This window comes from Brevundimonas sp. GW821-FHT12E07, assembly GCF_058807035.1.
Genome location: NZ_JBXAQH010000005.1, coordinates 199,430 through 222,499 on the forward strand (window position 1 = coordinate 199,430; position 23,070 = coordinate 222,499).

17 protein-coding genes are annotated in these 23,070 nt (G+C 68.1%); 4 read left to right on the forward strand and 13 right to left on the reverse strand.

All coding sequences use genetic code 11. The annotated features are described in order from the left end of the window. Positions 1-50 precede the first annotated feature (50 nt). The gene (locus AC1ROD_RS18185) at positions 51-1,340 is read left to right on the forward strand and encodes an MFS transporter (protein ID WP_492949661.1); all 1,290 of its coding nucleotides are present in this window, start codon (positions 51-53) and stop codon (positions 1,338-1,340) included. Positions 1,341-1,399: 59 nt separating this feature from the next. Here AC1ROD_RS18185 and AC1ROD_RS18190 read toward each other — a convergent pair whose 3' ends face one another. From AC1ROD_RS18190 to AC1ROD_RS18225, 8 genes are all read right to left on the reverse strand, one after another. Further along, positions 1,400-2,662 carry an MFS transporter gene (locus AC1ROD_RS18190; RefSeq protein ID WP_492949662.1) on the reverse strand — a complete coding sequence of 421 codons (1,263 nt, stop codon included), beginning with the start codon at positions 2,660-2,662 and terminating at the stop codon, positions 1,400-1,402. A 103-nt stretch (positions 2,663-2,765) separates the two neighbouring features. Further along, positions 2,766-3,962: a carboxynorspermidine decarboxylase gene (locus AC1ROD_RS18195; protein ID WP_492949663.1), complete on the reverse strand. Its 1,197-nt coding sequence runs from the start codon at positions 3,960-3,962 to the stop codon at positions 2,766-2,768. A gap of 10 nt (positions 3,963-3,972) precedes the next feature. Further along, complete coding sequence (locus tag AC1ROD_RS18200) at positions 3,973-5,178, reverse strand: saccharopine dehydrogenase family protein (RefSeq protein ID WP_492949664.1); 1,206 nt, start codon at positions 5,176-5,178, stop codon at positions 3,973-3,975. 440 nt (positions 5,179-5,618) lie between these two features. After that, a complete protein-coding gene (locus AC1ROD_RS18205) occupies positions 5,619-6,662 on the reverse strand; it encodes an alpha/beta hydrolase (protein WP_492949665.1) in 1,044 nt (347 codons plus the stop codon). 17 nt (positions 6,663-6,679) lie between these two features. Then, positions 6,680-8,791, reverse strand: coding sequence for an alpha/beta hydrolase family protein (locus tag AC1ROD_RS18210; protein WP_492949666.1), 2,112 nt, complete (start codon positions 8,789-8,791; stop codon positions 6,680-6,682). A gap of 11 nt (positions 8,792-8,802) precedes the next feature. Continuing rightward, positions 8,803-10,269, reverse strand: coding sequence for a glycoside hydrolase family 28 protein (locus AC1ROD_RS18215; protein ID WP_492949667.1), 1,467 nt, complete (start codon positions 10,267-10,269; stop codon positions 8,803-8,805). An 88-nt stretch (positions 10,270-10,357) separates the two neighbouring features. Further along, positions 10,358-13,225 carry a TonB-dependent receptor gene (locus tag AC1ROD_RS18220; RefSeq protein ID WP_492949668.1) on the reverse strand — a complete coding sequence of 956 codons (2,868 nt, stop codon included), beginning with the start codon at positions 13,223-13,225 and terminating at the stop codon, positions 10,358-10,360. Between the two features lie 406 nt (positions 13,226-13,631). Beyond that, complete coding sequence (locus AC1ROD_RS18225) at positions 13,632-14,153, reverse strand: PAS domain-containing protein (protein WP_492949669.1); 522 nt, start codon at positions 14,151-14,153, stop codon at positions 13,632-13,634. A 155-nt stretch (positions 14,154-14,308) separates the two neighbouring features. Between AC1ROD_RS18225 and AC1ROD_RS18230 the strand changes: the two genes are divergently transcribed. Continuing rightward, a complete protein-coding gene (locus AC1ROD_RS18230; RefSeq protein ID WP_492949670.1) occupies positions 14,309-15,259 on the forward strand; it encodes a hypothetical protein in 951 nt (316 codons plus the stop codon). 136 nt (positions 15,260-15,395) lie between these two features. Here the strand turns inward: AC1ROD_RS18230 and AC1ROD_RS18235 are convergent, their stop codons facing one another. From AC1ROD_RS18235 to hfaA, 4 genes are all read right to left on the reverse strand, one after another. Further along, positions 15,396-18,296 (reverse strand): M16 family metallopeptidase, encoded by a 2,901-nt coding sequence (locus tag AC1ROD_RS18235; protein ID WP_492949671.1) that lies wholly within the window; start codon positions 18,294-18,296, stop codon positions 15,396-15,398. A gap of 131 nt (positions 18,297-18,427) precedes the next feature. After that, positions 18,428-19,678, reverse strand: coding sequence for a holdfast anchor protein HfaD (gene hfaD, locus AC1ROD_RS18240; RefSeq protein ID WP_492949672.1), 1,251 nt, complete (start codon positions 19,676-19,678; stop codon positions 18,428-18,430). Then, positions 19,605-20,630: a holdfast anchoring protein HfaB gene (hfaB, locus tag AC1ROD_RS18245; RefSeq protein ID WP_492949673.1), complete on the reverse strand. Its 1,026-nt coding sequence runs from the start codon at positions 20,628-20,630 to the stop codon at positions 19,605-19,607. Before hfaB ends, hfaD begins: the two co-directional genes overlap by 74 nt. After that, the gene (hfaA, locus tag AC1ROD_RS18250; RefSeq protein WP_492949674.1) at positions 20,623-21,093 is read right to left on the reverse strand and encodes a holdfast anchoring protein HfaA; all 471 of its coding nucleotides are present in this window, start codon (positions 21,091-21,093) and stop codon (positions 20,623-20,625) included. The genes hfaB and hfaA overlap by 8 nt, the downstream gene beginning before the upstream one ends. A 125-nt stretch (positions 21,094-21,218) precedes the next feature. Here hfaA and AC1ROD_RS18255 point away from each other — a divergent pair, with 125 nt between their 5' ends. Continuing rightward, positions 21,219-21,953 (forward strand): rhomboid family intramembrane serine protease, encoded by a 735-nt coding sequence (locus AC1ROD_RS18255; RefSeq protein ID WP_492949675.1) that lies wholly within the window; start codon positions 21,219-21,221, stop codon positions 21,951-21,953. A 71-nt stretch (positions 21,954-22,024) separates the two neighbouring features. Then, the gene (locus tag AC1ROD_RS18260) at positions 22,025-22,453 is read left to right on the forward strand and encodes a CBS domain-containing protein (RefSeq protein ID WP_492949676.1); all 429 of its coding nucleotides are present in this window, start codon (positions 22,025-22,027) and stop codon (positions 22,451-22,453) included. Positions 22,454-22,644: 191 nt separating this feature from the next. Here the strand turns inward: AC1ROD_RS18260 and AC1ROD_RS18265 are convergent. Continuing rightward, positions 22,645-23,070, reverse strand: a 426-nt coding sequence (locus AC1ROD_RS18265; RefSeq protein ID WP_492949677.1) for a hypothetical protein, incomplete at its 5' end; no start/stop codon positions are given.

Below are 23,070 nucleotides of genomic sequence, written 5' to 3' on the forward strand. Positions count from 1 at the left end.
GGACAGGTCGGGACGCGCGAGGAATACAGTACGGGAACGGGGTTTTCATCATGACCGACGCCACCTCCACGCCGCCGCCGATCACGATCAAGGCGCCGGCGCCGGGCAAATACCGCTGGATCATCATGTGGCTGCTGTTCGCGGCCATGGTGATCAACTACGTCGACCGTCAGATGATCGGCTTCCTGAAGCCGACCCTGTCCAAGGAGATGGGCTGGTCCGAAACGGACTACGCCGACATCGTCTTCTATTTCCAGGCCACCTACGCCCTGTTCTACGCCATCTGGGGCCGGCTGATGGACAAGATCGGCGCCCGCTTCGGCCTGGGCATCGCCTTCCTCATCTGGCAGATCGGCCATATGTTCCATGGCGCGGCCAAGGACCTCTCGCACTTCATCTTCGCCCGCATGCTGCTGGGCGTCGGCGAGGCCGGCGGCTTCCCCGGCGGCATCAAGGCCGTCGCCGAATGGTTCCCCAAGAAGGAACGCGCCTTCGCCACGGGCCTGTTCAACGCCGGCACCAACATCGGCGCCATCGTCACGCCCCTGATTGTCCCGGTGCTGGTCCTCGCCTTCGGCTGGCAGATGTCCTTCGTCATCACCGGCGTCCTGGGCCTGATCTGGCTGCCCATCTGGCTGCTGGTCTACCGCAAGCCGCGCGACCAGAAGCGCCTGTCCGCCGCCGAGCTGGCCTATATCGAACAGGATCCGGCCGACACCGAAGCCAAGATCGGCTGGGGCAAGCTGCTGACCGTCAAGGAAACCTGGGCCTATGCCGCCGGCAAGTTCCTGATCGACCCGATCTGGTGGATGTTCCTGTTCTGGCTGCCGGACTTCCTCGGCAAGCGCTACGGCCTGGACCTCAAGACCTTCGGCCCGCCGATCGTGGCCATCTATCTGCTGTCGGACGTCGGCTCGGTCGGCTTCGGCTGGCTGTCGTCGCGGATGATGCATATGGGCGTCAGCCTGAACGCGGCGCGCAAGATCACCATGCTGATCTGCGCCCTGCTGGCCGTGCCCGTCATGTTCGCCGCCATGGCCTCCAACCTGTGGATCGCCGTCCTGATCATCGGCGTCGCCACAGCGGCCCACCAGGGCTTCTCGGCCAACCTCTACGCCCTGCCGGGCGACGTCTTCCCGCGTAAGGCCGTGGGCTCCGTCGTCGGCATCGGCGGCATGATCGGCGGCATCGGCGGGATGGTCTTCTCCAAATACGTCGGCCAGATCCTGGAGACGATCGGCACCTACACCCCGATCTTCATCGTGGCGGGCTCGGTCTATCTGATCGCCCTTCTGGTCATCCACCTGATCATGCCGAAGTACGCCCCCGCCAAGGTTTAGGGCGAGGCTTCAACCAGACGACAGACGGTGCCGCTCTCCCGAGCGGCGCCGTTTTCGTATCAGGCGGTCGCCACGACCGGCTTCGGCCGAAACCCGTTGATGAAGACCAGCGACGCCGCCACCGCGAAGGCTCCGGCCAGCAGGAAGGCGGGGTTGTAGCTGCCCATCGTCTCCCGGATCACCCCGGCGCTGAAGGCCGCGACCGCCGCCCCCATCTGGTGGGCCACCAGCACCCAGCCGAAGACGATGGGCGCGTCGCGCTCGCCGAACGACTGATTGGCCAGCTTGACCGTCGGCGGCACGGTCGCGATCCAGTCCAGCCCGTAGAAGACCGCGAACACCGTCAGACTGGCCGGGCCGAAGTCGATGAAGGGCAGGGCCAGCAGCGACAGGCCTCTTAGCCCGTAATAGACCGCCAGCAGCCGGCGCGGATCATACCGGTCGGTCAGCCAGCCCGAGGCCGTCGTCCCGATCAGGTCGAAGAAGCCCATCATCGACAGCAGGCCCGCCGCCGCCACCGGCGCAATGCCGTGGTCGCCGCAGAAGGCGATCATATGGGTCCCGACCAGGCCGTTGGTCGTCAGGCCGCAGACGAAGAAGGTCCCGGCCAGCAGCCAGAAGACCGGCGTCTTGCCCGCGCGTACCAGAGCCTCGATGGCCAGCCAGGGCGTCGCCGCCTGTTTCATCGGCGGGGCAGGCGGGGTGTCGGCGGCCTCGCCGAAACGCCGCGTCGCCCGGTCCTCGGGCCGCTCGGGCACGAGGAAGGCCACCAGCGGGATCAGCACCGCACAGCTCACGCTGACCGCCAGCACCACCGGCTTCCACGCCCCGGTCTCCGACAGCCAGGCCAGCACGGGCAGGAAGACCAGAGCCCCGGTCGCCGTCGAGGCGCTCAGCAGCCCCATGACCAGTCCCTGCCGGGTGGCGAACCAGCGATTGACCACCGCCGCCCCCAGCACCGAGGCCACGGCGCCCGAGCCGACGCCCGACAACACGCCCCAGGTCAGGATGTAGTGCCACGGCTGGCTCATCCACTGGCTGGCGAAGGTGGCGACCGCCATCAGGGCCAGACCCGCCAGCATGGTCCGCTTGATGCCGAAACTGATCATCAGGGCCGCGGCGAACGGCCCGACCGCGCCGTACAGCAGGATGCCGATCGCCGCCGCCAGCGAGATGGTCGCCCTGTCCCAGCCGAAGGCCAGCTCCAGCGGCACCATCAGCACCCCCGGCGCGGACCTCAGCCCCGCCGAGAACAGCAGGGCCAGAAAGGTCACCGCGACCACGAGGATCGCGGGGTGGAAGCGGCGGGGCAGGGCGGGCATCGGCGGCGTCTCTCGGGGAAGAGATCGATCTCTAAAAGCAACCGACCCGATTGCCGAACGAGGAAAGCTGGCCGACCCTGTGAGTCCGCTTATGGCTTGGCGCTTACGACAACCGGTCCCGGAACTCGGTCCAGTCGAAGGCCTTGACCACCCTCAGCGCGTCCGTCGCGGAGTTCCACAGCACGATGGCGGGCAGGGGGACGCCGTTGAAGGTGTTGGTCTTCACCATCGAATAGTGGGCCTGGTCGAGGAAGGCGATGCGCGTCCCCGCGACCGGCGGTGTGGCGAAGACATAGTCGCCGAGGATATCCCCGGCCAGGCAGGACGGCCCGCCAAGACGATAGCGCACGCCTTCAGCCGGTTCGCCCAGCATCGCCGGCCGATACGGGGCCTCGATGACGTCGGGCATGTGGCAGGTCGCAGAAATGTCGGTGATGGCGATCGGCAGGCTGTTCTCGAAGGTGTCCAGCACCTCGCCCACCAGAATGCCCGTATCCAGCGCGATGGCCTCGCCCGGCTCGATATAGACCTCGACCCCGTGGGTCTCGCCCAGCGCCTTCAGGAAGGCCGCCAGACCGTCGCGGTCATAGTCGGCGCGGGTGACGTGGTGGCCGCCGCCCAGATTGACCCATTTCACATGCGGCAGCAGGGGCGTCAGCTTCGGCTCGATCGCGCCCCAGACGCGCGACAGCGGCTCGAACCCCTGTTCGCACAGGGCGTGCAGGTGCAGGCCGTCGACGCCCTCCAGATGTTCCGGCTTCAGCTGCGAGATGGGGAAGCCCAGCCGCGAGCCGAACTGGCAGGGGTCGTATTTGGCGACCTCGGCCTCGGAATGTTCGGGGTTCAGACGCAGACCGATATCGAACACCGCGCCCGCCGCCCGCGCCTCGGCGATCAGGTCGGCGAAACGCGCGACCTGCGCCGGGGTGTTGAAGATCACCGAGTCCGAAATCCGCAGGATCTCGGGCAGGTCCTCGGGCTTGTAGGCCGGGGAATAGGTGGTCAGGTGCCCCTTGTAGAACTCCCGCGCCAGCCGCGCCTCCCACAGGCCAGAGGCGCAGACCCCGTCCAGGTACTCGGCGACCACATCGGCCAGCGACCACATGGAAAAGGCTTTCAGCGCCAGCAGCACCCGCGCGCCGCCGCGCACCCCGACATCCTTGAGGACGCCGAGGTTGCGCCGCACGGCCGCCTCGTCGACCACGAAGGCCGGCGAGGGGACGCGGTTCAGATCGAAATGCGCGAAGGCGCCGGGATCGCCGGCCTTCGTCTCCATGGCGGCGGTCGGGGTGTGCGACATGTCGGTCCGATCAGAACGCCAGAGGGGCGTCCAGCTCCTGCACCTTCCAGGGCAGGCCGTGCTTGTTCAGCATGTCCATGAAGGGATCGGGATCCAGCTGCTCCATGTTGAACACGCCTTCGCCCTTCCAGGCGCCGGTGACCATCAGGGCCGCGCCGATCATGGCCGGAACGCCGGTGGTGTAGCTGACGGCCTGGTTGCCGGTCTCGGCATAGGCCTCTTCGTGGTCGCAGATGTTGTTGATGTAGACCGTCTTCTGGACCCCGTCCTTCAGGCCGGTGGCGATGGTGCCGATATTGGTCTTGCCCTTGGTCAGCGGGCCCAGCGACGACGGCTCGGGCAGCAGGGCCTTGAGCAGCTCCATCGGGATGATTTCGCGGCCCTGGAACATCATCGGCTCGATCGACAGCATGCCGACGTTGCCCAGCACGTCGAGGTGCTTGAGGTAGCTGTCGCCGAAGGTCATCCAGAAGCGGATGCGCTTGATCTCCGGATAGAACTTGGCCAGCGACTCCAGCTCCTCGTGGTACATGAGGTACATGTTCTTCGGGCCGACGCCCTCGAAGTCATAGACCTGCTTGTTGGTCAGGGCCGGGCCCTCGATCCACTGGCCGTCAGCCCAGTGGCGCGACGGGGCGGTCACTTCGCGCAGGTTGATCTCGGGGTTGAAGTTGGTCGCGAAGGGCAGGCCGGTGTCGCCGCCGTTGCAGTCCAGAATGTCCAGCGTCTCGATCGAATCCAGCAGGTGCTTCTTGGTGTAGGTCGTGAACACCGAGGTCACGCCGGGGTCGAAGCCCGAGCCGAGCAGGGCCATCAGACCGGCTTCCTTGAAGCGCTCCTGATAGGCCCACTGCCACTTGTACTCGAACTTGGCCTCGTCGCGCGGCTCGTAGTTGGCGGTGTCGAGGTAGTTCACGCCCGCGGCCAGGCAGGCGTCCATGATGGTCAGGTCCTGGTAGGGCAGGGCCAGGTTGACGACCAGAACCGGGTCCACCTGTTTGATCAGGGCCGTGGTCGCGGGCACGTCATCGGCGTCGATGGCGAAGGTGTCGATGGTGACGCCGAAGCGTTCCTTCACCGAGGCGGCGATGGCGTCGCACTTGGACTTGGTGCGGCTCGCCACGGTGATGTGCGAAAAGATGTCGGCGTTCATCGCCATCTTGTGGACCGCGACCGAACTCACGCCGCCGGCGCCGATCACCAGAACCCTGCTCATCTTACGCACTCCTTGGAAGTCTGAAAAAACTGACGGTCGCCGCCGCCTTCATCGAAGCGCGGGGCCTTAGCACGGTCCGCCCCGGTTCGCTAACCGCGAGGGCCCCGATTTGACCGAGGGAATACCGCCGACCCGTGACGGGGATATGTCCGTGGCCCGAAGAGATTCCGCGCGCCTTTCGGCTAAGCATCGCCGGCGCCGCTCCTACGGGGTTTGAGGGCGCTTCGTCGCCTTCGGTCCGGCACCACTCCGGCCCGTGCGATACTGCTGGATCGGGCGCCTCGCACCCTCTGTTTCCGGGAGCGGGTGTGCACGCCGAGTGCAAACCAAGTGCAAGGCATTGGCGAAATTATTTGTATTTGAAATCAATCGAAAGGATCAAACTTCTCAGACCGGACTTCCGGCTTTGCACCTTTTGCACTCGCCTTTTTCGAGTGCAATCAGCCCGCCCCGAGGAAGCCCGTCCGCCGCGCCCAGGCCTCGAAGGCGTCGGGCCAATGCGAGGCCGGACGGTCGCCCGGAAGGCTGAAGCCGAAGCCGTGTCCGCCCTCCTGATAGATGTGCATTTCGCACGGGACCTCGGCGGCCTTGAGCGCCTGGAACATGTTCAGGCTGTTGGCCACGGGCACAGTGCGGTCGTCCGCCGCATGCACGAGGAAGGTCGGCGCCAGACCGGGCTTCACTCGCTCAGTCAATGATTGACGCGCCTCGGCGTCGGGGCCCGGGAACTGGCCCGCGCCCGAGCCCACGCTCATCAGGGCATAGCCCAGGCAGACCAGGTCCGGCCGGGCCGAGGTCTGGTCCACGGCGTCCACCGCCTCATAGACGGCGTCGTCGTAGCGGGTCAGGGAGGCGGCGGCCAGGTGGCCCCCGGCGGAGAAGCCCATGACCCCGATCCGCTTCGTGTCGAGCGCCCACTCGGCCGCGCGCGACCGCACCAGCCGCACCGCCCTCTGGACGTCCTGCAGCGGGGCGTCATAGCCGGCCGCCCAGCCGTCGCCGGGCAGGCGGTAGTTGAGGACGAAGACGGTCACCCCGCACTGGTTCAGCCGCCGCGCGGCGCCCGCCCCCTCCTTGTCGATGGCCAGCCGGACATAGCCGCCGCCGGGCGCCACCACCATGGCCGCGCCATTGGGGTTGGCCGGCCGGAAGACCTCTAGGATGGGCTGGGAGACGTGCATCACCGCCCGGTCGTGGGCGGCGGGCGAGCCCCGCTCCAGCACCAGCCGCCGCGCCGTAACCCCCCGCGATCCGGGGACCTTGCCCTCGGGCCAGAGGGCGAAGGACGCGTCCGACAGCAGCCCCCTCGGCTCGTCCGGCGCGGGGATGACCACCGGCGCCGACGGCGTCCCCGTCAGGTCCGGACCGGCCGCCGGCCAGGTCTGCGGCGCCCTCGGCGCGGCGGTCTGGGCCCTGGCGCCCAGGGCGACGCTGGCGCTGGTCGCGGCGGCGGCGCCGAGGAGGGTGCGGCGGTTCCACATCATGGCGGGTCCTCAGGTCTTCAGGGGCGGGGAGCGGCGGGTCTGGCGGCAGGGATTTCGACCGGATCGCGGGCACCGCGCAAGACGACAACGGCCCTGGGCGCGCGGGCGGCGACCTCGGCGGCGGTCATCACATCGCCGATGGCGTTGACCGGATTGACCAGCGTCAGCCGGTCGCCCAGCACCGCCATCAGGTCCGGCAGGTCATAGCGGCGCAGCACGCCGGGCAGGTTGACCTCGGCCATGTTCAGGCTGATCGGCCGCTCCACGAACTCGCGGTAGCTGGTGACGGAGCTGTCGGCGGTGACCCGGCGGATGCGGTCGTCCAGCACGGCGGCGTGCAGGGCCACCGGCCCCAGGGCGCCGGCGCCCATGACGTCGATGCGGGCCGGATCGACGTCGGTCTGGGTCGCCAGCCAGTTCATGGCCGCCACGGCGTCGTCAGTGCGCATCCCGACCGGGGTCTTGCCGACCAGCAAGGCGCGCAACGACAGCAGGGTCCAGTCACCGGTCAGGGCCGACTTGACCTCCTCGGTCCCGCCCGCGCCGCGCGGCTCCAGCCACAGGACGTTCCAGCCTCCCGCCGTATAGGCACTGACTACGGCGGGGTTGGCGGTGGGCGCCAGCAGCAGCAGGGTCGGACGGCGGCCGGTTCCGGTTCCGGCGCTGAAGGTCGCGCGCACCTCCATCCCGGGCGCCGTCTCGAAGCTCAGGGCGCCCGCCGCGCCGGGCGTGACCGTCGGGGCGGCGCCGGGCTTCACGCCGGTGCGGGCGACGTCGGCGATGGCGACGCGCAAGCGCGCCAGGGTCTGGGCCGGCGTCTCACCCGCGACCGTCGGGGCCGTCGGCGCATCGGCGGCGATGACCTGCTGTAGCGACAGGCCGATGTTGGACGTCGACAGCTGACCCGTCGGGGTCACGATCAGCCGCGCGGCGTCGCCCAGCGGCACGGGGGTGAACGGCCGCTCGGCCGGGCTGTCCATCAGGGTCTTCGTGAAGAAGGCCACGATCTGCGGCGCGATCGGCCCCAGGTTGCCGTGCCCGCCCGGCCCCTCGATCATGGTGATCCGGTCCTCCGCGCCCATCAGGCCGTAGAAGCGCTTGGCCTCGGCATAGGCTGCGCGGGCGCCGTCGATGGGGAACATGTCCGAGGTCGTGGAGACCACGGCATAGGGGCGGGGCGCGGCGGCCTCGACCCAGTCGGCCAGGTCCAGACCCCGCTCGATGAAGAAGGGGATCGACTGCTCCGCGTCCTGCGGTCCGGTCACGCCGGGCGCCAGCAAATGGTCGAAGTCGGTGACGTAGCAGGCCGTCGCGGTCGCCTTGATGCGCTGGTCGATGGCCGCCAGATAGGCCGTCATCGTGCCCCCGCCCGAGCAGCCGAAGGCCCCGATCCTCTGATCGTCGACGTCCGGCCGGGCCATCAGATAGTCGACCCCGCGCATGGCGTCCTGCAGGAAGTAGCGCGAGACATGGCCGCCCGTCGGCAGGGCCTGTTCAAAGGCCATGGAGTGTTCGCCGGTCGGCCGCCCGACCTTGGACGAGCCGATCTCGGGGTCGAAGTGCTGGATCCGCTCGCCCTCGCCGACGATGTCCATGTTCAGGACCACGAAGCCCGCGCGGGCGAAGTTGGCGGCGAAGCTGAAGTTGCCCAGCTTGCCGTCCACCCCGTGCCCCGGCTGGATGATGATGGCCGGGTGCGGTCCTTCAGTTCGGGGCGTGAAGACGTTCGCCGTGACCCAGTAGCCGGGCAGGCTCTGATAGCGGACGCGCTCGACGTCGAGGCCGTCCTCATGGCTGACGCCGGCGCTCTCGGAGATCACGGGACCCGCCGCGCTCTCGAACTCGACCATCTCGGCCAGCAGGGAGCGGACCCGGACCTGACGCTGGCGCGCATCGGCCTCGGTGGTCAGGGCGGCGATGGCGGCGCGGCGCTCGGCCGTATGCTGCCGGGCCAGATCGGTGAGCCAGGCGATCAGCCGGTCGCGGCCGGTGGCCGGAGCAGGGGATGGTGCGGGCGCCGATGCGGCTGCCGGCGCGGTCTGGGCGAAGGCGGGCAGGGGAGACAGGGCGGCCAGAAGCGCCGCCGTCAGCAGGGCCCGATGCGTCAGGAAAGGGGCGTGTTTCGACATGATGAGGGTCCTCAACCGGATCGGTCTGCGGGGTTGCCGTGGCCGCCGGGAGAGGGGCCGTCGACGGCCCGGGCGTTGCGGCGGACGCCCGAATAGGTGAGCCCGTCGACGTGCTCGATGATGTCGAGCTCGGCGGCGCGGACGAAGTCGCTGTCACGGATGGCGATGTTGCGGATCGGGGCCGTCTCGAAACCCTGCAGGTCCAGCACCCGCTCGCAGCGGCCGACGGTCAGCCGCTCGATGGTCAGGCCGTCGAACACCGGGGTGAAGCGGCCGTTGGCCCCCTCGGCGTAGTTGTAGTCGATGGTGATCGCGGCATGGGCTACCTGGCCCACGGTCACGTCGCGGACGTGGATGTTGGCCAGGGTCCCGCCCCGGGCGGCGTTGTTCTTGAACCGGATGGCGGTGTTCAGCCGGGGGCTGTCCATACGGCAGTTCTCCACGAAGACGTTCCGCACCCCGCCGGTGATCTCGCTGCCCAGGGTCACTCCGCCATGGCCGTCCAGCATGGTGCAGCCCGAGACGATCAGGTTCTCGGTCGGCTTGCCCAGCCGCCGCCCGTCGCCGTTGCGACCCGACTTGATGGCGATGCAGTCGTCGCCGGTGTCGAACACGCAGTCCTCGATCAGGACGTCGCGGCAGCTCTCCGGATCGCAGCCGTCATTGTTCGGGCCGTGACTGGAGATGGTCAGGCGGCGCACGGTGACGTTCTCGCACTCCACCGGATGCACCTCCCACATGGGCGAGCGCAGGATGGTCAGGTCCGAGATCAGGACGTTGCGACAGCGGTAGGGCTGGATGAACTGCGGGCGGATGGTGGCCTCGGGACCGAAGACGCGCTCGGCGACCGGCTTGCCCTCCTCGGCCCAGCGGCGCAGGCGGCCGTTGTCGCTCTCCGTGCCGTCGGCGACCCGCTTCTGCCGCCACCAATTCTCGCGGCTGGCCTGGCCGTCGAGGATCCCGTGGCCGGTGATGGCGATGTTCTCGCAGCCATAGGCGTAGATGAAGGGCGAGATGCCCATGAACTCCGTCCCCTCGTAGCGGGTCAGGACGGCGGGGAAGTAGGCCTCGGGCTCCGTGCGGAAGCGGATGGTGCTCTCGCGCGACACATGCAGCTCGACGTTGGACTTCAGGTGGATGGCGCCGGTCAGCCAGACGGCGCCGTCGGCCGTGCCCTCGACCACCACCCGACCGCCGCCCGGCGCCTTCGAGGCCGCCTCGATGGCGCGGCGGAAGGCCTCGGTGTTGTCGGTGACGCCGTCGGCCTTGCCGCCGAACTGCTCGGGGCCGAAGCAGTTGGCGCGGGGGAAGACCGGCGGGCGGATGCGGGCGCGGATCGCCCGCGCCTCGGCCCAGGGGTCGGCGGGGTCATCAGCCGTGCGGGCGAGGACCGGGACGGGCAGGGCGGCGGCCAGCAAGCCGCCGAGCCCGGCTTTCGCGAGGTCGCGACGCCCGGGCTTCATCGGGAAAGGGAGCATGGGAGGTCTCTGTGAGACGGCGTGGGGGGACGGGTCTGGAAAGAAGAACGGCGGCCCCGTCAGGGACCGCCGCTGGCAGAGGTTCGGATCAGAACGCGTAGCGGACGCCGGCGTAGAACTGCCGCCCGCTCTGGAAGTAGTCGCTGAGCCGTTCGGCCGTGGAGTCGGAGTAGGAGACGTTGACCTCGTTCGTCAGGTTGATCCCTTCGACGGTGAAGGTCATCTGGCCCAGACGGTAGGACATGGTGGCGTCGATGTAGGTGGCCTCATGCACGCCCGCGACATCCACGCCGTAGGACGAGGGCACGGCCGTCAGGTACGGGTCCCGCTTGTTGGCGGAGACGCGGGCGCTGAAGGGACCCTCCTCATAGTAGATGGTGCCATTCCAGTTGTGCTTGGACAGGTTCAGCAGCGGCTGAGTCGTGGTCAGGGTGCCGGCCGCATTCAGGAAGTACTGAATCTCGGCATCGACATAGGTGTAGTTGGCCAGGATGCCGAAGTTCGACAGGCGGCCGGGCAGGAAGGTCAGCTGCTGCTGGTAGTTCAGTTCGAAGCCCTTCAGCGGGCCGCCGGGAGTGTTGGCGACCGACGAGACCTGGAAGGTGGCGTCCGCATCCACGCTTGTGCCGACCAGCAGCGAAACGGGCAGGCCCGTGGCCGAGTAGGGCATCGAGTCGGTGACCGTCTGGATGTAGGTCGAGATGTCCTTGTAGAAGACGGCGGCCGAGACGATCGAGCCGCGCGCCGGATACCATTCCGCCGCCAGATCATAGGTCGTGGCCCGGTAGGGCTGCAGTTGCGGGTTGCCCGATGACACGGTGCGTGAGCCGCCGGCGACTGACACATTTGTGGCCGCCGAGATGGAGCCCAGCCCGGCCCGCGCCATCACCTTGGCGGCGCCGAAACGGATCAGCAGGTTCTCGACCGGCTCATAGACGACGTTCAGCGACGGCAGCATGTCCTGATAGTCCTTGCCGGCCGTCGTCCAGGCGAAGCTCGCGCCCTGGGTGGCGTAGAAGCCCGACTCCTGGCTGGTCTTGACGTACCTCAGGCCGATATCGCCGCGGATCGGGGCGCCCCGGTCGCGGAAATCGAAGGTGGCCTGGACATAGGCGCCCACGTCCTTCTCGGTCACCGTACGGTTGTCGCCCCGCGCGCTCGCAAACGTGTCCGACAGCAGCCAGCGGCCGGTATTGGAGAAGATGTCGTAGGTGGAGGCGATCTTGTCGAGATTGGGCGTCAGCCAGCAGTTGGGGGTGCCGGTCGGCAGTTTCAGGCCCACAAAGCCGCAATACTGCTCGGTCACATCGGCGACGGTGGTCCCCGCCGGAAGCGCCGGAATGTTGCCTTCGCTCAACAGCCGTTGGCCGCGGCCCACGAACTCATATTCCTTGGCCTGGATGCCGAACAGGAAGCTGACCTCGGGCGTCAGGATGAAGGTCCCGTCCAGCTGGAGGGTCTTGTAGACGTTGTCGTTCCAGTTCGGGCGCAGACGGATGTCCGGACCGCTGGCGCCGGTGCCGCCGGCCGCGGTGGTGGTCGGGCCGATGTACCAGTTGGCCGGGTTGGTGACGTCGAAGCCGTAGTTGATCGCCGGGAAGTTCATCCCGGTTTCGCGCATGTCGTACGAATAGCCGTCCGAGTTCTGACGGTCCATCTGCGCGATGTAGTCGAGGGCGTTGTTGAAGTCGTTCTTGACGTACCCGCCCAGCAGACTGATCGAGAACTGGCTGTTGAACTCGTGGGTGACGTTCAGCGTGTACTGCTGGAACGTCGTGTCATAGACGTCGATGTAGTTCTCGGAGCGGATGTCGACGTTGTCGAGCGCCATGTAGAGGGCGGTGCCGTTGCCGTCGACGAAGATGTCGCGGACCACGGTCTCCGGCTTGCCACCCTGCGAGGCCGCGCGGCTCAGGCCGATCGCTTCCAGCTGACGCTCGTTCCGCTCGCCCTCGAACTTGGAATAGAGGGCATCAAAGGTCACCAGCGTCGACTCGGCCGGACGCCACTGCAGGGTCGCGGTGATGCCGGTGCGCTTGGTCTCCAGCCGGTAGTCCTGATAGCGCAGGAAGCGCGGATACCGGGTCGTGATCAGCTGGGCCGTGTTGTAGGCCGCCACATTGGTCCCGGCGCAAAGGGTCGGACGGGTGGCGACGTTGCAGAACCCGCCGTCGGTGGGGGTCAGGACAAGGTTGCCGTTGCTGTCGGGCACAAGGCTGCTGCCCTGGTTCCACAGGCCGGTCGAGGCGCCGTTCTGAAGGGTCGTCTTCTCCGAATAGGCGATCGAGGCGGAGGCGCCGAACTCGCCCCAGGGGGTGTTCCAGCGGTTGGAGATCAGGCCGGCGTACCGGGGATTGGTCGCCTCGGACAGGTCATTGTAGCCGGCTTGCGCCGACATCGCCGCCGCGAAGCCGCTCTGGGAGAAGGGGCGGGCGGTGTGCAGGTCGACCGTCGCGCCCAGCGAGCCTTCCTCGACATTGGCTGAGGGCGTCTTGCGCACATCCAGCTGGCTGAACAGCTCGGAGGCGAAGACGTTGAAGTCGAAGCCGCGGCCGCGGTTCGAGCCGGTCGTGGCCTGGGCCTCGATGCCGTTGATGCGGACGCGGGTGAAGTCAGGGCCGAGGCCGCGCACCGAGATCTGCGAGCCTTCGCCGCCCGCCCGGGTGATGGCCACGCCGGGGATCCGTTGCAGCGACTCGGCGAGGTTGTTGTCGGGGAACTTGGCGATGTCCTCCGCGACGATGGAGTCCACCGCGGCGGTCGAGTTGCGCTTGACGCTGAGCGCCCGTTCCAGACTTCCCCGAAAGCCGGTGACGACCACTTCCTCGACCTGGGTCGCGCCATCGTCGGTCTGGGGCGCGGGCGCGGTCTGCGCCAGTGTGGACCCCGCCGCGACGAGACTGAAGGTGGTGATCATCGCCGATGTGGCGAGCAGGCGTGAGCGAACAACAGTCATTCGAGCGTTCCTCCCCAGGATCAAAATGCCCACTGCCACCTGGTCCGTTCCCGTTATTTGGGATTGCTGGACTCTCGAAAATGACACCGGTGTCTATGGCGCGCAGTGTTCTCCGTTATTGACTGAGTGTCAAATGGACGGCGGTGGAAAACAGGCCGGGTTGGGGCCTTGCGGCGTCCGGAATGAAACCTGTCTGGGGCAGGGCGCACAGCCTTGATTGAACCCCGCGTTGTACGCCCTGCAATGACGGGTGGCGCATTAATGAAAGAGATTACAATGCATTGCAGTCGGGGTTGCCAGCCCCGACAAGATGATCCGGAGGCCTCGCGAGCTATCGCGGATGCAATCGCGGAGGGTGTGCTCAAAGTATCGACAAAGGGTCGATAATGGCGACATCTGGTCGCGTTCAGGCGATCCTGCGGCCGTCGACGGCGGCCAGACTCAGGGGGGCGCGGGCGATCGGACCGACACCGATCGACAGGCGGGCGTGCAGGGCGCCGACGTCTTCGGCCTCGCGGTCCGCGCGGTTCACAGGCTGGTACAGGCCGACCAGGCGGTCCGCTTCTCCGGCGCGGTTGCGCAGGGGCGCCACGACGATTTCGAGCACGCCTTCCATGCGCACGGCATCGGCGGCGAGGACGACCGGGCGGGCCTCGCGGATGGCCTGAACCATGGCGGCGGCGACCATCGGGCGGCTTTCCTCGCGCCAGACCGACAGCCAGTCGGCGCCGCCCAGGGCGCGGCCATGCACCCGTTCGACCCAGGCGCCGGCCAGCCGCAGCCGCGCGCCCTCGCGCTCGACCATGAACAGCTGCGGTGTCAGAGGGCCGAAGGCCATCGGCTGGAAGTCGGCGCGCGCGGGAATGCGGCGCGCCTCGGGCAGGGCGGTCCAATGGTCGATCAGGGTCTGCGTACCGGAATGGAACATGGCGCGGCCTTTCAGCCGCCTTCACGCAAGGATGAGGCCTCTCGCCGCAGGACGTAGCTAACGGAAATGCAAGGGTTTGGCCGTCAAATGCCCGCTGGACCGGCGCGCCCTTCGCGGACCGGTCGCGTGAACGGAATTCTCGGGGAGCCCAGCCCATGCGGGTGCGGATCAAGACCTGGCTGGCGGCGATCGTCGGTCTGACGGCGTTCGGAGCCGTCGGCGGCTCCGCGGTCGCCCAGTGCGGCAGCTGTACGCCCGCTCCGCCGGCCTGCTGCCAGCCCCCTCCGGCGCCGACTCCGCCGTCGCCGCCCAGCAGCTGTTGCCAGCCTGCGCCGCCGCCGTCCTATCCGGGCGGGAACGGCAACTTCAACGTCAATGTGAACGTCAACGTCAACGGCAACGCCAATGCGAACGCCAACGCCAACAGTTCGCTGATCAACGCCCACGGCCGGGGCGACACCTACGTCAACTCGAACGGCGGGGCCTATTTCAGCGTCGAACAGCCTTACCCCACGGTGATCGAGGGGCTGAACGTCGAAGGCGCCGCTGCCGCCTCGGTGGTTCGCACGCCTTTCACCGCCTCGCGCTGGGCCTTCAGCCGCGTGGTCATCCAGGCCGTCTGCATCGACGACCGCGAGATCCCGCACCCCGCGTCCCAGGTCCAGCCGGGCCGCGAGATCGCCGACGCCTATGATGGCGAGATCTACCGCTGCATCGCCGGCACACGGCTTCAGTTCACCTGGGCCGACTATGTCGACCAGATCAATTTCGCCCATGGCCAGACCGTGAGCTGCCGCAAGGGCGAGAGCCTGTGGTACGGCCGCAGCGCCGAAGCCGCCGCCGCCTACGCCGCCAGCTATGCCGGTCAGCCGGGTCCGGGAACGCCTGTCGGCGGCGGTGTCCTGGAATGCCGTCCCCAGAAGCCGGAACGCGACTGCAACGAGCGTTCGCTGCTCCGCCGCTACGGCGCGGGCGTGAAGATCCTGACGATGTGGCGTCAGGAGACCTATACGGAATACCGCGAGGAGACGGTCCAGGCCTCCAGCCTGTCCATCTCCGGCGCCTCGATGACGCTGGACGGCGGCGTCGGCGGCCGGGTGTTCTGACCGCAGATAACGGTTCCCGAACGGGCCGTTCAGCCTGCTGACAGGTGGGGTTCGATAGATTGAGAGCGTCGGTTCATCGCCGGCGATCCTGAGAGTAACGACTGGCCCCGGAGCGCAAGCTCCGGGGCCTTCTTTGTCATTGGGCCGTTGTCGCCGCCGCTGGTGCGGCCGGCGCAGTCACCTCGGCGCGCCAGGCGCGGTCGGGCTGAAGATAGGTCTGGGCGGCCTTCTGCAGGTCCGCCGGGGTAATGGCTTCCAGATCGGAGATGACGGTGCGAATGGCCTCGATCTGGGTGGGGTCGATCTGGACCCCCTTCAGGGCGCCGAGCCAATAGCCGTTGCCGGCCTGGCTTCGCCGGATGGACTCGATGGCCGACAGTCGGGCGCGGTTCAGTTCATCCTCGCTGATGGGGGCGTCGCGCAGGCCCGCGGCGATGGCGTCGGCGGTCTGGAAGAAGACGGGCAGGGCCTCGGGCGGGGTCTCCACCTGGATGAAGACATAGCCGTAGTCGGGGAAGACCAGCGACGAAGTCGCCGCCGCGCCCGGCGAATAGGCCGCGCCCTGCTTCTCGCGGATCTCATCGGTGACGCGCAGTTGCAGCACCCGGGCCAGCAGGTTGACGATCCGGGCCGGCTTGCGGTCGCCGATCGAATCCACGGTCGGCCAGGCGACATAGCCCAGAGCCTGCGACGGCAGGCCAGTGTGGCGGATCTCCAGCGGCCGTGCCGTCGGTCCGGGGAAGGCGACGTGCAGGGCCTGGGCCGAGGGCGTGACGGCGGGCGTGCGGGCGGGCAGGGCGGCGAAGGTCGAGCCTACGGCGGCGATGGCGTCAGCGACGGTGACGTCGCCCACCATGATGACCTCGATCGGTCCGCGCGAGAGTGACTGGCTCACGGTCTGCCGCAGATCGTCCAGGCTGGCGGCAGCGATCTGTTGCTCGCTGGGCAGGCCGAACCGGACGTCACCGCCGGCGAGCAGGGCGGAGGCGGCCAGGCTGAAGGCGCCGGCGGGCACGGCCCTGGCCTGGGCCAGGGCCTGCGGGAAGGCGGCCTTGGTCTTGGCGAAGGGCTCGGGCCGCCAGGCGGCGTCGGTGAAATAGGCCGCCATCAGCTGCATCTGCAGGTTCAGGTCCTGGGGCTGGGTCGCGCCGCCGAACTGGAAGGCGTTCTGGTCGACGCCGAAGTTGACGCCGACGACATTACCGGCGGTGACCTGGTCGAGCTGGATCGCGGTCAGCTTGCCGAGGCCGCCCTCGGTCATCTCCGTGCCCGCCGCCCAGGTGACGGGGGTGGGGCGGTCGGTCGGCAGATCGAGGATGCCGTTACCGACGCGCACCGAGATCAGGATCTGCTTGTCGGCGAAGGTGGTCGGTTTGACCGTCAGCCGGACGCCGTTCGGGAAGGTCACCAGGGTCGCGCCCAGGTCGGCGATCTCGCTCTGGCTGGAGGGCTGGGCCGGGGTTCCAAAGCTGGCGTAGGGCCACTGAACGTCGGCGGCGATGGACGGGGCCGCGACCGGGGTGGCGCGCGAGGCCTCCAGCGCGGCGGTGACGGCCGCCTCGCCGCCGTCGATAGGCACGGGGGAGGTGACGAAGACCAGCGGCCCGTTTCCGCTGAAGGTCTTGCGCGCCGCCTCGTTGACCTCGTCCACGGTGATGGTCGGGGCGATCTCGTTGAACCGCTTCAGGTCGTCGGCGGGGTTGGTGAACACCTCGTCGTTGTTGACGGACTCGACCAGGCCGGCGGCCAGGCTCGGGGTCTGACGGGTCGCGGCGCCCGCGGCGACGGCGGTCAGGGCGGTGCGGAACTCGGTCAGCTCGCGGTTCAGCTCGGACGGCGCGACGCCGTACTGGACCAGCCGACGCTCTTCCTGCTCGACCGCCGCGATGGCGGGCTGCCAGCCGCCCGGATTGAAGCTGACCGACAGGCTGCCGGCGTCCAGGGCGTTGAACAGGGACTGATAGCCGCCGCCTGCGTTCAGGAAGGGCGGATTGGGATTGCGGGCGATGTCGCTGAGGCGGCGGTTCAGGACCGCCGAGGCCAGGCTGCGCACGACCGACTTGCGGCGTTCGGCGCTATTATCCGGCGAGTCGTCATGGGGCACGGTCCAGAAGATCTGGGCCGAGGACTGGGCGCCCGGCTCGACGTGAATCAGGGTCTCGGGCTGGCGCGGCTGGATATGGCCCAGATCCGGATCGGCGCCGTTCGGAGCGGTATTGGTCCAGTCGCCGAACTTCGCCCTGATCTTCGCCTCCATGGCGTCGACGTCGAAGTCGCCGACCGCGATCAGGGTCGCGCGTTCCGGGCGGTAATAGGCGCGGTAGAAGTCGACGAAGCGGTCGCGCGGGGCCGTCTTGATGATGTTCAGGTCACCGATCGGCAGACGGTCGGCCAGGCGCTGGCCGGGGGCGAGGAAGGGCAGCAGGGCCTTGAGCGAGCGACGGCCCGGGCTGTCGCTGGTGCGTTCCTCGCCCTCGATAACGCCGCGCTCGCGGTCCACCGCGGCGCTGTCGAACAGCAGTTCCGACGCCACCTCGCGAAGGGAGAAGAGGCTGGCGTCCACGACCTCGTCGGAGGTGTTGGGCAGGTTCAGCATATAGGTGGTCTGGTCGAAGCTGGTCTGGGCGTTGGTGTCGCCGCCGAAGGACATGCCCAGCCGTTCGAGGTTCTTGGTCATGTCGCCCTCGGCGATATGGGTTGAACCGTTGAAGGCCATGTGTTCGAGGAAGTGGGCCAGACCCTGCTGGTCGTCGCGCTCCGACAGGGAGCCGGCGTCGATGCGCAGGCGCAGCGCGGCCTGATGCGGCGGGGTGGCGTTGCGCATGATCGCATAGCGCAGGCCGTTGGGCAGGACGCCGAAGCGGACGCCGGCGTCGGGCGTCAGGTCGCTGGCCGCCTGGGCCCAGGGATCGGAGGGCGTCGCCGCCGGAGCCGAGGCGGCCGCAGGCGCGATCTGGGCATAGGCGGGAAGCGCCGCCGCGGTCAGGAGGGCCGCGCTTGAGGCGGCAAGCAGCAGGAGGCGGCGAGGGGAAATCATTCGAGGTCGCTCCGGACAGTCGGGAATCGCCCGAACGCCGTCAGTCGACCGGACCCCTAACCCTTAGGGCAGGCCCACCGCCGCTCAAGCGATTTCATTGAAAAGCGGGGCGTTACCCCGCCCGGCGCGTCTTATTGCCCGGGACGCGAGACGTAGAAGGTCGCCGCGTTGCCCACGGCGTTGGAGCCGGTGATCACGTTGCGATTGGCGCCGGAGATGGTCGTATTGGCCGAGGCGCTGACGTTGCCGTCGTTGGTCTGGTTGTTGGTCGCGTTCAGCGTGGCCTGGCATTCAGCGCAGGCGTAGCCCGTGACCGAGTTGCCCGCCGCATTGGCCGAGACATAGGCGTCATAGCCCTGGGCCCCCGAGAACTCGGCCCGCACCTCGACCCCGCCCGAGTTGATCTGGCTGTTGTCCAGCTCGAGGTATTTGTCGTTGTTGCCCACGGAGGCGGCGTTGCCCGTGCCCTCGGCCGAGGCCACGGCGCGACCGTAGTCATAGGCGGTGGTGACGGCGGTGGAGGCGACGGCCGAATAGTTCTCCTGCTGCGTCCGCGCGACGACCGAGCCGCCCTTGTTGGCGATGACCGCCTGGTTGGCCGTGGCCACCGAAGCGCCGGTCAGGTCCCAGGCGTTGCCGGCGTTGGCGCTGGTGTTGGCGGTGACGGCGTCGCCGGTCGAGCGCTGGCCGATGTAGATCGACTGACCCGACTGGTCTTCGCCGTTCACGGCGGCGGCGTTGTTGATGGCCTGGGCGCCGAAGACGGCGCCGGCGGGGATGTACTGGGTCTCGGCCAGGTTCTCGGCGCGCACCGAGGCGTCCGACACCTGATGCACGGCGCCGGAGATGACCCCGACATTGCCGGCGATGGCCGTGGCGTTGCCGGTCGCGGCGGCGGTGACATTGGCGCCGCCCAGCAGGCGGGCGGCGCCGCCGCGGATGGCGGTGGAGGCGGTGATTTCGGACGGGCCGACGCGCTGGTCGGAATCGATGGCCACGTCGCCGCCATAGCCGCCGGCGGCCAGGTAGTTGCCGTTGGCCTGGGTGGTCGCGTTGACGATGCCGCCCGTGTCGCCGGTCGGACTGATCTCGGTCGTGGCGCGGGTGTCGCCGTTCATCGTCTGGACGTTGCGGATGTCCAGATTCACGCCCTGGGTCGCGCCCGACAGGCTGTTGCCGGTGGCGGCGTTGGACACGGTCACCTGATCGGTCGCGCCCTCGACATTGAGGGTCTGGCCGCTGACGACATCGCCGAGCTGCAGCTGATTGTTCAGGACCAGGGCGCCGGGCGCGGTCTGGGCGCAAACCTCAGTAGCGGCTGCGGCGCACATCACCGTCGCGGCCAGCATGCCAGCGATTTGGATCGGCGCGGGTCTGGCCATTGTTGCTGTCCGTGTTTGCATAGGCGGGGTAGTAGCCGCCGGTCGGGCCGACAGAGCCCAGCGGATCGTGGGCGGCGTCCAGGCAGATCTGCGGTCCGGGCGCGCCGTAGAGGTTGGCCATCATCTCCAGGGTGCCGCGCTCGATCAGCGAACGGACCGCCAGCTGGACCGGCTCCATCCCGCCCGTGCCGGCCGAGATGTCGAAGACGTTGCCGTCCAGGAAGTCGAACACGCCGGCCGAGATCTCCCGGCCGATGATCTGCTTCTGGTAGGAGATGACGTCGACCACCTCCATCGAGGTCGTCTGGACCAGACGCAGGTCGATGGCGACGTTCATGACGAAGATCTTGCCCTGCAGCAGGGCCGAGCCGGGACGGGCCGAGTCGACCTCGCCCTGGCCGATGTCCACCCCGGCGGAGCGGATGTTGTAGTTCACCTCGGTCACGCCGCCGACGAGGTAGAAGTCCGAACCGGGCACCTGGCCGGCCAGGATGCGGCGGTAGTTGTTGCTGTCCGGAGCGCCGCCCGCGGCCGCGCCCTCGTCGCCGATCAGCTTGTTGTTGGCGTAGCGGAGCTCCAGCTCCGAGATCGATGTGTCGTAACGCTCGACCATCCGGGCGCCGGCCTTGGCCAGGGCCGAATAGGCCATCAGGGAGGCGCCCTGGGTGATCTGGCGGCCGCCGTCCGAGGAGACCGAGCCGGTGTAGTCGCTGATCCGGCCGACCGCGATCCGCGGCGAGGGCAGGTTGTAGCGCCGCGCATAGTCCGACAGGCAGTAGAGCGCCGTCGAATAGGGCGTCGGGTTCGCCGTCACCGGGGCGTTGCCGATCGGGGCGGCGTACTGGCCGTTCGGTCCGGCCACGGGGCTGACGGCGCAGCCGGCGACAAGCGCGGCCATGGCGCAGGCCGCGGTCAGGGCGCGGAAGCGTTTGGAAGGAGTGCGATCAGTCATCGAGGTCCAGGGTCCCGTTCAGCACCGTGCCGGCGCTGATATTGCCCGTGTTGGTCTGTCTGGAGTTGACGATCACGGTGTTATGGTTGCCCTGAACCACGACGTTCAGGCTGTTGCCGATGGCGGTCGCGCCGCCGATGGTCGTGCCGCCGCTGCTGCTGGACGAGGACGATCCCGCCCCCGCATAGGCCGATGAAGCGCCCGAGCTGGCGCTGGAATAGCTGGAGGCGCCGCTCTGGATGATGCCGTCCACGATCAGCCGGTTGCCGTTGGCGTCGCGCGTCGATCCGCTCGACGGCTGGGTCACCGCATAGCGGGCGTTGCCGTATCCGGCCTGGAAGCTCGAAGCTCCGGCCGATCCCGTCGTCTGGGCGAACGCGAGCGCGGGGCTCATGGCGGCGAGGCACACGGTCCCCATGAGGGCTCCCGCGCGGGCCGTCCGGCGCATCCTGGCAGTGGTCATTCCGGGTCTCCGCACGGAATCTGGTTGACGGGCCGGTAACCAACCCATGTGCCAGAATGCGTTAGGGTTATTAAGAAGCGCTTGAGATTGCAGAATTCTCCGCGCATGCCGTCGGAATGGATCCCGTGCAGGACAGATTCGAGTCTCCCCCTTCGGCCCCGCCCCTCTGGCAGCCGCAAGAGCCGCCGCCCGGCGACGGCAAGGACGAGAAGATCTTCAATGCCCCCCTGGCGCCGCTTCTGGTCGCCCTGTCGATCCCCGTGCTGTTCTTCTTTCAGGAGCGGCTGCCCGATGAAGGCCTGCGCTGGGCCTTCTTCCCCAATACCCTGACGACCGGCGGCTGGTGGCCGGGGATTCTGACCAGCATGGTCCTGCACGGCGGCTGGGCCCACGCCCTGATGAACGCCGGTTTCGCCATCGCCTTCGGCCCCCCGATCGCCCGCCTGTTTTCGGGCGCGAAAGGCGGATTCATCTTTTTCGCCTATTATATAGTCTGCGGTCTGGCCGGAACCCTGGGATACGGCCTTGTCCATCTGGGCTCCGACGCGCCGATGGTGGGCGCCTCCGGAGCGGTCACCGGCCTGCTGGGCGGCGCGATCCGGCTGCTCGGGACCCACGGCCGGGTGCGGCCCCTGACCGACCGCAGCGTGATCTCGACCAGCGTGGTCATCCTGATCCTCAACGCCGTGACGGGTCTGATCGGTTTCGCGCCGGGTGCGGACGGCGCCGGCATCGCCTGGGAGGCCCATGCCTTCGGCTTCCTGGCCGGGCTCCTGCTGATCGGTCCGCTGGCCCGCTGGTTCGGAAAACCACCCGAGGGATTTGCGTCCGGGGCCGGGTTGGGCGATCCTCGGCCCTGAAGCGGCCCGACAGGCCCGATCACGAGCCCTGCCGGCGTCGTTCTCTACAACGATAGAGAAGGAAACGCCTGATGCTCGTCGCCGAAATCCTCAAGGGCAAGGGAGGGGCGGTCTTCACCCTCGCGCCCGCCGCCACCGTCGCTGAAGCCTGCGCTGAGTTGGACAACAAGCGCGTCGGCGCCCTGATTGTCTGTGACGGGGACCGGGTCGCCGGGGTCTTCTCCGAGCGGGATGTGGTCAAGGCCGTCGCCGCCGATGGGGCGGCCGCGCTCGGCAAGCCGGTCTCCGACTATATGACCGCCGAGGTAGTCTTCGCCAAACCGGCCGAGACCGTCGCCATCCTGATGGGGCGAATGACCGACCGCCGGATCCGCCACCTGCCGGTGATGAGCGACAGCCGGCTGACCGGGGTCATCTCGATCGGCGACGTCGTCAAATGCCAGATCGCCGAGGCGACGCAGGAGGCCGAGAGCCTCAGGACCTATATCGCCGCGGGGTAGGGGAGGGCGCTCGGCTCCGCCCGAAATGACCGCCGTCGGGCGAGCGCGAGTCCGTGAGAAAGTGGGCCTGCCCTGAAAAAGCCGCTTGCTCTTCGGCGGGGGCGGTCGTACATCGCCGCCTCGCTCGGAGACGGGCTGGCCAGCGGGGCCTTTGAGGCGAAAGCCTGAAGGTTCCACCGGAAACGGGAAGTTCAAAAAACTTCTTGCTTCTGTAGTCCAGCTGACATAGTTTCCGCGCTCCAATCGAATCGCTCGGCGACGAAATCAGAGGGAAGCCTCTCGCTTCTCCTGACGGTTTTTTGCGGCCTGAAGGCTTTGTTCTTCAACGCAAAATGGTCTGAAAAGACCCGGTTGACACGGAGATCGGCCTTCCTTAGAGAGCCGCCTCCGCCAACCTCCAGGGGTTGGACGAGCCGGCCTTCACGGGTTGGCGACGGTGTCGAAATCCTCTTCGGAGGGCGGTTGACACGGACTTCCGAGGCGACTAAATCGCCGCCTCCGCCGAGATCGGGCGCTAAACGATTGGGTCGCTTTGGTGGCTCTCGGGTCTTTGACATTGTTGATTTGGAAAGAGAAACGCAGGCGGCGGTGTTCTTGCGGTGGTTAGAGACCACCAC

Coding starts and splice junctions, on each gene's coding strand:
- AC1ROD_RS18225 (WP_492949669.1), bottom strand. CDS start 14,153: ATGTTCCATTCCGGTACGCAGACCCTGATCGACCATTGGACCGCCCTG.
- AC1ROD_RS18195 (WP_492949663.1), bottom strand. CDS start 3,962: ATGTCGCACACCCCGACCGCCGCCATGGAGACGAAGGCCGGCGATCCC.
- hfaB (WP_492949673.1), bottom strand. CDS start 20,630: ATGACTGATCGCACTCCTTCCAAACGCTTCCGCGCCCTGACCGCGGCC.
- AC1ROD_RS18205 (WP_492949665.1), bottom strand. CDS start 6,662: ATGATGTGGAACCGCCGCACCCTCCTCGGCGCCGCCGCCGCGACCAGC.
- AC1ROD_RS18190 (WP_492949662.1), bottom strand. CDS start 2,662: ATGCCCGCCCTGCCCCGCCGCTTCCACCCCGCGATCCTCGTGGTCGCG.
- AC1ROD_RS18200 (WP_492949664.1), bottom strand. CDS start 5,178: ATGAGCAGGGTTCTGGTGATCGGCGCCGGCGGCGTGAGTTCGGTCGCG.
- AC1ROD_RS18185 (WP_492949661.1), top strand. CDS start 51: ATGACCGACGCCACCTCCACGCCGCCGCCGATCACGATCAAGGCGCCG.
- hfaA (WP_492949674.1), bottom strand. CDS start 21,093: ATGACCACTGCCAGGATGCGCCGGACGGCCCGCGCGGGAGCCCTCATG.
- AC1ROD_RS18220 (WP_492949668.1), bottom strand. CDS start 13,225: ATGACTGTTGTTCGCTCACGCCTGCTCGCCACATCGGCGATGATCACC.
- hfaD (WP_492949672.1), bottom strand. CDS start 19,678: ATGGCCAGACCCGCGCCGATCCAAATCGCTGGCATGCTGGCCGCGACG.
- AC1ROD_RS18230 (WP_492949670.1), top strand. CDS start 14,309: ATGCGGGTGCGGATCAAGACCTGGCTGGCGGCGATCGTCGGTCTGACG.
- AC1ROD_RS18235 (WP_492949671.1), bottom strand. CDS start 18,296: ATGATTTCCCCTCGCCGCCTCCTGCTGCTTGCCGCCTCAAGCGCGGCC.
- AC1ROD_RS18210 (WP_492949666.1), bottom strand. CDS start 8,791: ATGTCGAAACACGCCCCTTTCCTGACGCATCGGGCCCTGCTGACGGCG.
- AC1ROD_RS18260 (WP_492949676.1), top strand. CDS start 22,025: ATGCTCGTCGCCGAAATCCTCAAGGGCAAGGGAGGGGCGGTCTTCACC.
- AC1ROD_RS18215 (WP_492949667.1), bottom strand. CDS start 10,269: ATGCTCCCTTTCCCGATGAAGCCCGGGCGTCGCGACCTCGCGAAAGCC.